The 12,992-nt window shown below is 42.0% G+C and carries 10 protein-coding genes; 1 reads left to right on the top strand and 9 read right to left on the bottom strand.

The annotated features are described in order from the left end of the window. Window positions 1-138: 138 nt before the first annotated feature. The 3 genes from MJ612_RS15725 to MJ612_RS15715 all read right to left on the bottom strand — a co-directional run bounded on the left by MJ612_RS15725 (window position 139) and on the right by MJ612_RS15715 (window position 3,321). Window positions 139-291 carry a hypothetical protein gene (locus tag MJ612_RS15725; RefSeq protein WP_187032379.1) on the bottom strand — a complete coding sequence of 51 codons (153 nt, stop codon included), beginning with the start codon at window positions 289-291 and terminating at the stop codon, window positions 139-141. Between the two features lie 157 nt (window positions 292-448). Next, window positions 449-1,561 carry a PQQ-dependent sugar dehydrogenase gene (locus MJ612_RS15720; protein WP_187032381.1) on the bottom strand — a complete coding sequence of 371 codons (1,113 nt, stop codon included), beginning with the start codon at window positions 1,559-1,561 and terminating at the stop codon, window positions 449-451. Window positions 1,562-1,818: 257 nt separating this feature from the next. Then, on the bottom strand, window positions 1,819-3,321 hold the full coding sequence (locus MJ612_RS15715; protein WP_187032383.1) for a glycine--tRNA ligase: 1,503 nt from the start codon (window positions 3,319-3,321) through the stop codon (window positions 1,819-1,821). 201 nt (window positions 3,322-3,522) lie between these two features. Between MJ612_RS15715 and MJ612_RS15710 the strand changes: the two genes are divergently transcribed. Continuing rightward, window positions 3,523-4,659 carry a hypothetical protein gene (locus MJ612_RS15710; RefSeq protein WP_187032385.1) on the top strand — a complete coding sequence of 379 codons (1,137 nt, stop codon included), beginning with the start codon at window positions 3,523-3,525 and terminating at the stop codon, window positions 4,657-4,659. A 78-nt stretch (window positions 4,660-4,737) separates the two neighbouring features. Here the strand turns inward: MJ612_RS15710 and MJ612_RS15705 are convergent, their stop codons facing one another. From MJ612_RS15705 to mnmG, 6 genes are all read right to left on the bottom strand, one after another. Beyond that, entirely contained in the window at window positions 4,738-5,196 is a 459-nt protein-coding gene (locus MJ612_RS15705) for a hypothetical protein (RefSeq protein WP_187032387.1), read from the bottom strand. Between the two features lie 72 nt (window positions 5,197-5,268). Further along, window positions 5,269-5,787 carry a DUF4385 domain-containing protein gene (locus tag MJ612_RS15700; protein WP_187032389.1) on the bottom strand — a complete coding sequence of 173 codons (519 nt, stop codon included), beginning with the start codon at window positions 5,785-5,787 and terminating at the stop codon, window positions 5,269-5,271. Beyond that, on the bottom strand, window positions 5,765-7,831 hold the full coding sequence (locus MJ612_RS15695; protein WP_187032391.1) for a cation:proton antiporter: 2,067 nt from the start codon (window positions 7,829-7,831) through the stop codon (window positions 5,765-5,767). Before MJ612_RS15695 ends, MJ612_RS15700 begins: the two co-directional genes overlap by 23 nt. A 704-nt stretch (window positions 7,832-8,535) precedes the next feature. Further along, window positions 8,536-10,149: an Ig-like domain-containing protein gene (locus tag MJ612_RS15690; RefSeq protein ID WP_187032393.1), complete on the bottom strand. Its 1,614-nt coding sequence runs from the start codon at window positions 10,147-10,149 to the stop codon at window positions 8,536-8,538. Window positions 10,150-10,225: 76 nt separating this feature from the next. Next, window positions 10,226-11,113, bottom strand: coding sequence for a class I SAM-dependent methyltransferase (locus tag MJ612_RS15685; RefSeq protein ID WP_187032395.1), 888 nt, complete (start codon window positions 11,111-11,113; stop codon window positions 10,226-10,228). Then, entirely contained in the window at window positions 11,114-12,976 is a 1,863-nt protein-coding gene (mnmG, locus tag MJ612_RS15680; protein WP_187032397.1) for a tRNA uridine-5-carboxymethylaminomethyl(34) synthesis enzyme MnmG, read from the bottom strand. Between the last annotated feature and the right edge of the window lie 16 nt (window positions 12,977-12,992).

Below are 12,992 nucleotides of genomic sequence, written 5' to 3'. Positions count from 1 at the left end.
TTAGGCAATTTTGCTCATTCTTATAAACTCAAAATGCTTACCGGCACCTGTTATAGCTAACAACAGCAGTGGCATAAAAGTGCTTCAACAAAAAAGCCCCGTTTTAAGCGGGGCTTTATACTTTATAGTTTACTTAAGTTAGCTTTTCTTTTTTGAAGAAGACTTGTTTTCAGGAACACAATTCGGCACCTGTTTGCCGTCCTTACTTTTCATACCTACCTGTTCGTAGCCTTTCCAGCACGGGTCTTTATCTGAGGATTTGCTGCTGTTCGTTTTTGATGCGTTTGCCATAGCTCTATAGTTTAGTTGATTTCAGTTTATAGTTAACAACTGAATCTAATCTATGTTTATGTTCCCTGTGAAACGCAGCAGAAACTAAAGTTGAAAAACTACCTTAAAAATCACCAAATTGGAAAGTATAAGCAGAAAATGGTCTAATTTTCAACGGTTAGTTAGAGCGGCTAATTTCTATGATTTTATCATTTGAGCCGTTACTGGTACAGAGGTAAACTTTGCCGTTTGGTGCTACCAAAATATCTCGCAGGCGGCCATACTTGCTTCTGTAGAACTCGTTTGTTTCTGTTATTTCATCACCAGAATCGTTTAGTTTAAACTGGTATAGCGTCTGATCCTTCAATGTGGCTACTAACAGTGAATTCTTCCATTGCGGAATCTGCCCGTTGTTATAGTAATCCATGCCGCTAACGGCTATAGTTGGCGTGTAGGCTTTTAATGGCTCTACCACATCGTTCTCTTCGCAGAAATTTTGTTCACTTTCTTCATCGCAGAAGCCGTTTACATTTGGCCAGCCATGATTCCTGCCTTTCTGAATGATGTTGATTTCATCGTCTTTTTCCGGGCCATGTTCGCTGCTGTATAGTTTACCATTTACTAAAACTAATCCTTGCGCATTACGGTGACCAAAACTCCAGATCGGGCTGCCACTAATTGGGTTATCAGCAGGTACAGAACCATCCAGGTTTATGCGCAATACTTTTCCGTTTGGCGAATCCAGCCTTTGTGCCCACGATTCGCTACCTGCATCGCCAGTAGTAATATATAGCTTTAAATCAGTGCTAATCACTAAACGGCTGCCGTTATGATGACCTAAAGCACCTATACCATCAAAAATTACTTGTGGATCAGTGAGAGCAGTACCGTTATACCTGTACTTTACTACCTTTTCAGAGTATTCACCTCCTGTTACATAATTATAAACCACGAAGACTTCGGGAGTAGATGTAAAATTTGGGTGCAGCGCCATTCCTAACAAACCGCCTTCTCCCCTCGATTCTGCATCATCTATAGTTGCAACTAACGTAACAGCGCCTGTTTCAGGGTTAATGCGACTAACTTTTCCACCACGTTCCGTCATCCAGATAGCATTATCTGCTCCCCATACCAATTCCCATGGGTAAGTTAATCCTTCTGTAACTACCTTGTCCTGCAGTACAGCCTCCGGTAGCTCAGGATCTGGTTGTTCTTCGTTGTTGTCTTCGTCTTTGCAGCTAAACTGAAATAATAAACTTAGTAATAAGAGTGATTGAAAACATTTAAGCATAATCGTATTCTGTTAAGATCAAACAACCATTCTAACTTCAGTATTTTTAAAAGGTTAGGCACGGAGAGTTCTTTATTTTTAAAATACGATGTACCAGAAGTATAAATGAATCTAAAATTAAAGGATAAACTATATTAAAAATGCTTTACGGTGAAGTATAAACTGATTTCAGAAAATTTTTCCACAGCAGTTTTGGGCAACAAAAAAGGCAGCCTAGTTTCCCAAACTGCCTTCTAAGCTTAATTTATACTTTATACTTAGGCCAGTTTCTCCAGAATGCTACGGAAGCTAACGGCTTTATCAATGTAGTTTCTAAGTTCAGAGATTGGCATACGCACCTGCTCGCGGCTGTCGCGGTCACGAACGGTAACGGTGTTGTCTTCCAGTGTCTGGTGGTCTACGGCAATACAGAACGGTGTACCAATCAAATCCTGGCGGGTGTAACGCTTACCAATGCTGTCGCGCTCTTCATAAATCATGTTGAAGTCAAACTTCAGTGAGTTGAAGATCTCGGTAGCTTTTTCTGGCAGGCCATCTTTTTTGGTCAGCGGAAGTATAGCTGCCTTAACCGGAGAAAGAGCCGGGTGCAACTTCAGGAAGGTACGTGTTTTAGTAGCCTCGCCTTCGGTAATCTCTTCTTCCTGGTAAGCATTGCAAAGCGTCATCAGGAACAGGCGGTCAGCACCAGCCGATGTCTCGATCACGTAAGGAATGTAGTTACCGTATGGTTTGCCAGCTTCGTTCAGGTCGTTATCGAAGTACTGCATTTTCTTACGACTCAGCTCCTGGTGCTGGGTAAGGTCGAAATCAGTACGCGAGTGTATACCTTCTACTTCTTTAAATCCGAACGGGAATTTATACTCAATGTCAACCGCAGCATTAGCGTAGTGAGCCAGTTTTTCGTGGTCGTGGTAGCGCAGGTTCTCTGCCGGAATACCAATCGCTTCGTGCCATAGTTTGCGGGCTGCTTTCCATTTCTCGTACCATTCCATCTCTGTGCCAGGACGTACAAAGAACTGCATTTCCATCTGCTCGAACTCGCGCATACGGAAGATAAACTGACGTGCCACGATCTCGTTACGGAACGCCTTACCGATCTGCGCAATACCAAAAGGTACTTTCATGCGGCCGGTTTTCTGCACGTTCAGGAAGTTAACGAATATACCTTGTGCGGTTTCTGGTCTTAAGTAAATGGTGCTTGAATCTTCGGCTACAGAACCTACCTGTGTAGAGAACATCAAATTAAACTGACGCACTTCAGTCCAGTTGGTAGTGCCGGAAATCGGGCATTTTATACCTTCACGAACTATAAGCTCACGTACGCCATCCAGGTCTTCAGCTTCTAACAGCCTTCCCATCTCTGCTAACAAAGCACCAGACTCTTCAATCTTGCCTTCGTTCTCTAAAGCGGCAGCTTTTTCTTCAATCAGCACATCGGCGCGGTAACGCTTTTTCGAGTCTTTGTTATCGATCATCGGGTCGTTAAAGCTGTCGATGTGACCAGATGCCTTCCAGGTAAGCGGGTGCATAAAGATGGCTGCATCCAGGCCAACCACGTTCTCGTTAAGTTGGGTCATGCATTTCCACCAAAGCTGTTTGATGTTGTTCTTCAGCTCCACGCCCATCTGGCCGTAGTCGTAAACAGCCTGTAAGCCGTCGTAGATCTCGCTAGATGGAAATACAAAACCGTACTCCTTTGCATGCGAGATAATATCTTTTAATTGGGTATTTTCTACAGTAGTTTTCTCTTGTGTCGCCATAAATGCAAAGATAGCTTATTCAGGATGGATTATGCCATACGTGTTTCACAGAAATTTATAGTTCACTGAAGTTAAATGTTAATAATTCAACCTCATTTAGCCAAGCTCCTATCATGCAATTTCATAAGACAAGATAGTCAGGTTTTTAGCATTTAGTCTTAACTTGCGCGGCTTTTTAATTTATCACTTTTAGACACTCAAATGCCTAAGACCAAGAAACATCCTAAACACGTTTTAGAAGCCCATCCTCATAAGTTTACCAAAAGGTATACTCTCTTTGATGTTGTTCTTCAGAAGGAGAAAAAATTCTTATACTTTATTGCTTTCTCACTTATTGCAGCTGGCGCGGTATATCCTTACCCAAGTATTGCTATGTGGGTTGGTTTTGCTTTTGCAGGTTACTCTGCTATTGCCAACGATAGTATTCAAACAATAGGTACTTTTATTGGCTCTAACGAAGACAAGCCGTGGTACTGGCAGTGGCTGTTCATGGGCCTTATATTTGTTGGTTGTGTTACCTATAGCTGGGTTGCTTTCGACGGTGATGTATCATATGAGCGCTTAGCCACTCCCGGCCTGGATAAAACACCTACCAGCTTTGTGTACTTACAATTAGCTTCTCCAATTATCCTGTTGCTGCTTACAAGGTTCCGTATTCCGGTTTCTACCACGTTTATGTTGCTCAGTGTGTTCTCGGCCACTGGTGGCACTGTAGTAAGTATGTTCAACAAAAGTATTGCTGGTTACTTTCTGGCATTTATCTCAGCCCTTATTATTTACCTCACCCTTTCTAAATTAATTAAGCGTTTTATAAAAGGCGAAGCACATGCCTTCTGGGTTTGGGCGCAATGGCTGATTAGTGGCTTTTTATGGTATACCTGGCTTGCTCAGGATCTGGCAAATATAGCAGTATACCTGCCGCGCCAGCTAAATGTGTACGAGTTCCTGGCTTTTACTTTATTTATTTTCTTAGGTCTGGGCTTCCTGTTCTATAAGAAAGGTGATAAGATACAGAATGTAATCAACGAGAAATCGGAAGTACGTGATGTAAGAAGCGCCACTATCATTGACCTTGTATACTCGCTTATACTTTACTACTTTAAAGAAGTAAACAACATCCCGATGAGTACTACCTGGGTGTTTGTTGGCTTACTGGCCGGTCGTGAGCTGGGTATGCGCCTTCGTGCCCATGACAGTGGTGAAAAATTTGCTAAAACTTTCAGGCTGATTGGCAAGGATGTTCTTTCAGTAACTATAGGTCTGATCATTTCTCTGATTCTTGCTGTAGCCATTAACCCGGTTATGCAGGAGGAGGTTAAGAGCTTCTTATTCAAATAGGAATTAAGCTATACTTCAACAAAAAAGGCGCTGCAGATTTTGCAGCGCCTTTTTTGTGTTTTATACTTTAGCTTAAGCTTATTTTTCAGGCCACTTTACTTCCAGGTTGTCATCGATGAATACTCCGAAGTTAACAGCAATCAGCTGGTCTTCGTCAAAGTATAGATCAATCATTTCCTTATCGTAAGAGATGCGGGTTTCGCCGCCTTCCATCTCTTCTTCCTCAGGATTTGTAATTCCATGATCTGCAAATAGAGCTTTTAACTGGTCCTGGCTTAATTCAAAGATACGCTCATCCCACAGTTGTACTTCACGGTTTGCTGTTTCAATGCAGCTCAGGCGGTAATCGTCTTCCTTATCAAAGTATAACGAATAGCCATCTTCCCAGTAGTTCCAGGCTTCGTGCTCAAACTCATCCTCCTCATCCGATTCTTCTACTTCTTCCGGTTCGCCGATTAGTTCTTCTACTTCGTCCCTTGTCAGGCCGAACTTGATCTTACCAAGTCCCTTACCTAACCTGATGTCTTTATTGATCATTTCTTTTGATGTGTTTCTTTTGTTACAAAGATATGTGAATTACTCTTTCAGAGATATTTCGGTTACAGCTAATTATTTTATTCCTGCTATAGTTGTCTGAAATGCTTCTTTTAACCGCAAATACTCAGGATTTTGTTTTGCCTGGTCCCACTTTGCTTTAAAAATTGCTGCCGACTCTGCTTTAACAGGATCTATTTCCCTGGGCAGTTCATCTCTGCCATGTGCCCCGCTTTGTCCTTTTTTATCGTCAGGTACAGGGCCTTTATACTTCTTTCCGGATTTATGGTTGGCATAGCGCCGTGAGCGGGTATAGCCCATCTGCAGAAATTTACGTGCCATATCAGCGCCAACAAAATCTTCCTGTTCCAGGTATGCTTCAAACAAAGTATAGATCTTCTCCGACGACTCACGTGCTATCTCAGGCGTTTTAATGCGCCAGTGGGGCAATATCTCAGATTTATAAGGTTCTACCAGCAACACCCCTTGTTCGCCTTTACCCACACGGTATAGTTCCGGGTTCTTCCTGAAATCTGTCTTATCGAAATCGAGGGTATAGTTAAAGGCTTTGTTATCGGTTTGCTTCGCTGCCATAACTTATACTTGTGTAGCTGTTATCCAGGTATTGCATAGGGTTTTGCTCCGGGTAAAGTATAATAAAGCTGTTGTCTTTATAGTTTCTGGAAAGCAGCCTTGGCACCTGGTCCATGCGGCTGTTGTAAGAAATTGTTCCTTCTCTTGCTGATATCACCACGATCATGTCATCTATCTGCAATTGTGTTCGCATCTCCTCCAGTTCTTTAAAATCAGTCAACGGTTCGAACTGAGCTTCTACGGCCGGTTTGGTGTTGCTCAACGTCTGCCTTATTTTGTTCAAGGTTCTGCGTCTGCCTCTGAATATGATCTTTGCCCCCAGTTGTACTGATAATTTTTGTACAGACCTCAGCCATCGCAGGTACCCTCTTTCTAATTCAGTATTCAAAGGCACAATCACAATTATGCGCTGGGTTGTATTCAGGGGTTGAACTATCTTACTTACCAGAATCATCTGCTCTGTGTTATCCAGTAGGTTATCCAGTACTGTTCCGAAAATTCTATCACGGGTAGTTATCTTAGCATTCCAGCCAAGTATAACTTCGGTTATCATCAGCTCTTTTATAGCTCGTAAAATGCCACTCGCTACATTTATATCTATTTTGGAAACCAGTTGCACGTCATTGTCTGTAGCCGAGGCGTGTGTAATGGCTTCCTGCAACATTTTATTCTTTTTGAAGATCTCTTCTTCAGCATGCTCATTGTCTATCACAACTGCCAGCGGGTAAATCGGCTCGTGGTATTCTGGGTTTTTAAGCATTACCGATAAGTCGATCAGTTTCTCTATGTTTTGCGGATTGGCGATTGGTACCAGTATGCGGTCTGGCTTTTCGCTGAGGTTTGGTTTTTTCCTGCTTTCGATAATGGCCAATTTTTTACCGGTCTTTTCTGTTACAAAAGAGCTTACCAAACAAGTAACAAGTATAAGAACGATTGTTCCGTTTAAAGCATCTTCATTTATGATACCCAAGTTAAACCCAACCAGTATTACAGCCAGTGTAGCTGCTGCGTGTGCGCTGCTCAAACCAAATATCAGGTTACGCTGTGTTCTTGTATAATTAAATATTCTTTGCGTAGCCCATGCTGCCAGGAATTTTGTCACAACCGCTACTACCACAATGGTGCCTGCAATGATCAGGGCTTCCGGCCCTCTGAACAGTACACTCAGATCTACAATCATCCCTACACTTATCAGGAAGAACGGAATGAAGATGTTATTGCCTACAAACTCTATCCTGTTCATGAGCGCTGATGTATGCGGTATCAGTGTATTTAAAGCCAGCCCTGCTAAAAACGCTCCGATGATTGCCTCTACTCCTGCCAGTTCAGCCAGGAAAGCAGCAGCGAAAACCATTGCCAGTACAAATATGAACTGTGCACCTTTCTCTCCTTCTATATGCCTGAAAAACCAGCGGGCAATGTAGGGGAATACAAACATGACTATACTTGCGAAAATGGATAAAGAGAAGGCCAGTTTTATCCAATAAAAGTAATCGAGATTGCCCTTGGATGAGCCCGCCACCACTGCCAAAACCAACAACACAGCTGTATCTGTAATAATGGTACCACCTATAGTTATAGTTACTGCTTCGTTCTTGCTGATACCTAACTTGCTGGCTATAGGATATGCAATAAGTGTATGTGACGAGAACATACTGGATAGAAGTATAGCCGGTAATATTTCATAATCCAGTATAAAGTAAAAGACCAGTGTACCTGTCGTGATCGGGATGAGGAAGGTTAAGGCACCAAATACCAGGCTTCTGTTTTTGTTTTTCTTGAAATCGATCATGTCAATTTCGAGCCCGGCCAGGAACATAATGTAGAGTAAGCCGACTGTGCCTAGTAAAACTATACTGGCATCTCGTTCCAATAAATTGAAACCGTTTGGCCCTACTATAACACCCGCCAGTATTATACCTACTATACCTGGAATCTTTAACCTGTTAAGTATAATCGGTGCCACCAGTATTATAAGTAACACCATCCCAAAAACAATCACAGGATCTTCGAAAGGTGGTGTCAGTTTCAGCAGTAATTTCATTTGTCTTGTTTTGGTTCTCTTTTGTATTTCTCTTTCTAAAGATATCCTTTTAAATTTTTTTCAGCCTTTTTTCTCCCTGTTCCACACCTTTCCACACATTCAACTCTCTAATTATTTTAAATAAATTAAATTTTTAAATCCTTTCTTCTTTCATCATTAGGGCTGTTTATAAGTGTATAAGTTTTATGTTTCACGGAGTGTACTAACAACTTGTTTACTGCTTTATAATTCTTCCACAGATGTTCCACATTTATTATCTGTTCATCTTTTTCTGCTTCAGATGCTTAATTCGCTTTTCCACTTTTCTGTTTTTTCTGTGAATTACTTTTTACACACTTGTTCCACGCGTGGAAAACTCACTTTTTGTTGTGTTTTTATAAACCTGTTTCCACTTTTTACCGTGGAACACATGTTTTTTTGTTCTATGACTCCCAGCCTAATTTTGTTTTCAATACTTTACCCACTTTTATCCACAGTTATACCACACCAATCTGTGGATTTCTATTACGAACTTCTGATTTCATCTTTTTGTTTTCCGTTTTTGCTTTACAGTTGCCTTTTATGAGGTTTTTCTAAGTAGTGGAACAATAGCTGATGCGTATATCTGTAAGGTTCTCTGGCATGTGCGGAACATTATTTTTTTAATGATTTCAGTCTTAGTTATAGGCATAAAAAAAGGAGACCCTTTCGAATCTCCTTTTTTATTACAGCTGTACTTTTATGTCCTCCAGTTCCCAGTTTGCTCTTATTTCTACCTGGTCTGGGTGTATGTATACTCTTTCGGGTTCTTTGTCAAATGTGCCGGTGCCTCTATCCCATTTACCGTTGTTGTTTTCATCCACCAGTATCCGGATCAGGTATATCCCGGGTGGCAGATCTCTGAACTGAAAGTTTTTTACGTTTTTCTGTTCCTTCACTACATTATACTTTCCATCCAGCAACTGAACAATAAAGGATTTCTGCGTTGTAGTTATACTTCCTTTTAAACTTCCGGTACCTTGTGCCTCTCCTATTGTAATCGGTATTTGAGCGAACTTTAACGGTTTACCTTGTAGCGGAACAATCTGTGTACTGTCAAGCAGGATCATGTAAGATTGCTGCCGGTTCTTAAGCTGTGGAATTGTAAAACTGATTTCAGTTGCAGTTTTATCTAAGGTTAATTGCTCAGGGTATTTTAGGGTTATACTTGTTGTTGTGTCTGCCTGTATAGTTACTGGCGTAGTGCCTGTTATTCTTACCTGTGTTTGTAATTCTATCGTTGCTTTTTGACCTGGCCTGTAAGTTTGCCCTCCATTTTGTGTGTTTATAACTTTAAGGTTAGCTCCCTGCAGGCGCTGTGTATAATCCGGGCCGAAATCTACCTGTAGTGTATCCAGTGTACTATTTCCGGCAGAATCCACAGCTGCAACCAAAACTTTTCCACCAGTAAATTTCTGGTTTTTGAACAATTCTATATTCTTACCATCCGGGGTTGATTTATAGAGGATCGTATCTTTAGTCGTTAAAGTGAGGGCGGTTATTCTTTCTACTCCTTCACTATACGTTACTGTAAACCTATCTACAAATTTCTGTCGTTGCAGTGCGATGGGCTTCTTAGTATCGATAGTAAAAGTTTCTAATGTTACCTGCTGCGAATCCGGTTTTACTGAAATGGGTTTACCTATAAAGGCTATTCTTTCTGCTTCGTTATCATACAGGCTGTTGTTGTTTTTGTCTGCAAGCGCGTAGATCCTGTAGTTACCTTCTCTCAGATTTTTGAAATCAAACTGGCCGCTGGAGTTTGTCTGGGTTTGATAGTAGGGTCTGCTTTTCCGGATGTTTGTTGTATCTTCAGCAGGGTAAAGCGCAACTATAACATCTTTTTCTGGCTGTTGCGTCATCAGGTTTACCACTTGCCCTTCTACTCTACTCGAATCTATGTAGGAGCCTGTACTAAAAGATAATCTTAAATTTTCTACTACATTCTTCTCCGTTATATCCGCTATACCTTTCCTGAAGTTTAAAGTATAAGTTGTGCTATCCTGAAGTGGGGTATCAAAATTTAATTCGATAACCTTCTCATCCGTTCTGATCCTATACTTGTTTTCAGTAAAAGGAGTAATAAGTAATTCTTTCTGCAGATTGTTCGGCTGCACGTCCTCGTCAAATTCCAGGCTTATTGTTCTAGTGCTAACGTTCAGTTGCTGGTCTTTTGGGTTGCTGCTTACTAATGTTGGTGGAGTCGTGTCTTTATCGCCTCCTTCCGGACTGCTTACACTGGCGCAAGACGCCAAGGTTAGTAGTGTTGCGGCTATTAAAGCTGTGTTGATAATTTTCATAGAATAAGCCTTTAAAATGAAAAGAGGCAAACTTTCGCTTGCCTTTTCCACGGTATATGTCCTGTGCTTTTTATACTTATTTACGTTTCGCAACAAAGATCAGGCTTGAATAATCGTTGCCATTTTTCTCTGCATAGCTATTAGACTTATAACCATTCAGTACGCTGCTGATCATTTTGGTTTTGCCTTCTTTATGTTTTTCGCTGAGCATGCTTACATAGTAGGCGTCAAACTTCATGGGCAGCACTTCCTCCAATTGCATCTTATGTTTCTTCAGGAAGCGCTTCATGGTGGGCTGCGTAAAATGGTACAAGTGTCTCGGAACATCGTAAGCTGCCCAGTTTTCTTTGTACTGCTTTGCATCATGCGAGTCTGCGTTCGGAACCGCTATAATCAACACGCCATCTTCTGCCAGGTGTGAGATCAGCTTGTTTACAGTGTCGTTCAGCGTATGGATATGCTCCAGCACATGCCACAGCGTAATCACATTATATTTCTCTTCCGGAAGTTCTTCTATATTAGTAGCTATAGTTGTTCCTACCGATTCTGACGCTAACTCTCTAGCTTTATCACTTGGCTCTACCCCTCTCACTTTCCAGCCGTCTTTTTTACAGGCCGTCAGAAATACCCCAGTTCCGCAACCATAATCAAGTATGGTTCCCTTACCAGGGGCATACCGGTTTATAAGCTCTACTTTCTGCTTGGTAGTAATAGAACGTACTACATGGTATGCCTTGTTTATAATTCCGGTTTTGGTATTGCTATGCGAGATATAATCTTCAGACTCATAATAGCTCCCTATACTTTCAATATCCGGCCGTGGATTGGTAAACTTAAACGTGCAGTTTTCACATTCTACAATCACAAAGCTTTCCTTCGAAACTGAATTGTCTGTTACTACTAAAAAGTTTTTGAATTCTTCTTTGCTGCAGATCGGGCACTGCTCCAGTCTTTCGTAGCTCATCTATTTTCCTAGGTATACCATCAGTACCGAAATATCAGCCGGAGATACGCCACTAATTCTGGATGCCTGGCCTATCGTTTCTGGCTGCACCTTTAATAGTTTCTCTCTCGCTTCTGCTGACAATGCCGGTATGTTACGGTAGTTGATTCTGTCTTTTATAATATAGTTTTCGAGTTCGCCCATCTTAGCTGCCATGGTATGCTCTTTCTCAATGTAGCTTTCATACTTAACGGCAATTTCGGCCTGCTCTATACTATCAGCTTTAAACTTACTCAAATATTCTTTAACTGCTGGCACTGCTGCAGCTATATGTTGTATCTCTATATTTGGACGCTTGATCAACTGGCCGGCACGCTGTTTTTCTACTATTGGTGCTGAGCCCAAATCTTCCAACATGCTGTTGATATCTCCTGGTTCGATCGGCTTATTATTTAAGTAAGCGATGATTTCTGCTGTTTCTTCTATCTTCTTTTCCACAGCTTTTAATCTGCTTTCATCAGCCAATCCGAGCTCATAACCAAGTTTCGTTAAGCGAATATCCGCGTTATCCTGGCGAAGCAATATGCGGTGCTCAGCTCTGGATGTGAACATACGGTATGGCTCTTCGGTACCTTTATTTACCAAGTCATCTATCAATACGCCAATGTATGCTTCATATCGCTTAAGTATAAACGGCTCTTTGTTGTTGATCTTGTTATGTGCATTTATACCTGCCATCAATCCCTGGCATGCTGCTTCTTCATAACCGGTTGTTCCGTTTATCTGGCCGGCAAAGTATAAGTTCTCTACCAGTTTAGTTTCCAGTGTCAGGTTCAGCTGTGTTGGCGGGAAGAAGTCATATTCAATTGCATAACCCGGACGGAACATTTTTGCATTTTCAAAACCTACGATCTTACGTAGCGCTTTTAATTGTACATCTTCTGGCAACGAGCTGGAGAAACCATTTACATACACTTCTACAGTGCTCCATCCTTCCGGCTCCACAAATATCTGGTGACGGTCACGGTCAGCAAAGCGGTTAATCTTATCCTCTATACTTGGGCAGTAACGCGGACCTAATCCCTGAATACGTCCCTGGAACATCGGAGACTTTTCAAATCCGGTCTTCAGAATCTCGTGTACTTCAGAGTTAGTATAAGTAATATAGCAGCTGCGTTGGCTTTCTAAAGGAGTTGTTTCGGTATAGGAAAATTTAGATGGGTTCTCATCTCCAAACTGTTCTTCCATTCGGCTATAGTCCAGGGAGCGGCCATCCACTCGCGGTGGTGTTCCGGTCTTCATGCGGCCAGCTTCAAATCCTAGTTCTACTAACTGTTCGGTCAGTCCTTTCGCTGATTTCTCTGCTGCTCTACCGCCACCTAACTGGCGCTCACCGATGTGGATAATACCATTCAGAAATGTGCCATTTGTTAAAACTACGGCCTTTCCACGTATAGTTATCCCCAGGCTAGTTCGTATACCAACAGCTCTCCCCTGCTCTACTTCTATACCTGTAACCATCTCCTGCCAAAAGTCAACGTTCTCAGTTTGCTCTAATGTCAGGCGCCATGCCTCGGCAAAACGCATGCGATCACTTTGTGCGCGCGGGCTCCACATGGCCGGACCTTTTGATTTGTTCAGCATTCTGAACTGGATCATGGTTTGGTCTGTGATGATACCACTCATACCACCTAAGGCATCAACTTCACGAACAATCTGCCCTTTGGCCACGCCACCCATAGCCGGGTTGCACGACATTTGTGCAATTGTGTTCATGTTCATGGTTGCCAATAACACCTTGGATCCCATTTTGGCAGCAGCAGCAGCGGCCTCGCAACCTGCGTGGCCCGCTCCTACAACTATAATATCGTATTCTGGAAACATGTATTCTGAATTTAGA

The organism is Pontibacter deserti (assembly GCF_023630255.1).
Taxonomy (GTDB): domain Bacteria; phylum Bacteroidota; class Bacteroidia; order Cytophagales; family Hymenobacteraceae; genus Pontibacter; species Pontibacter deserti.
This window is presented reverse-complemented; position numbering and strand designations above follow the sequence as displayed.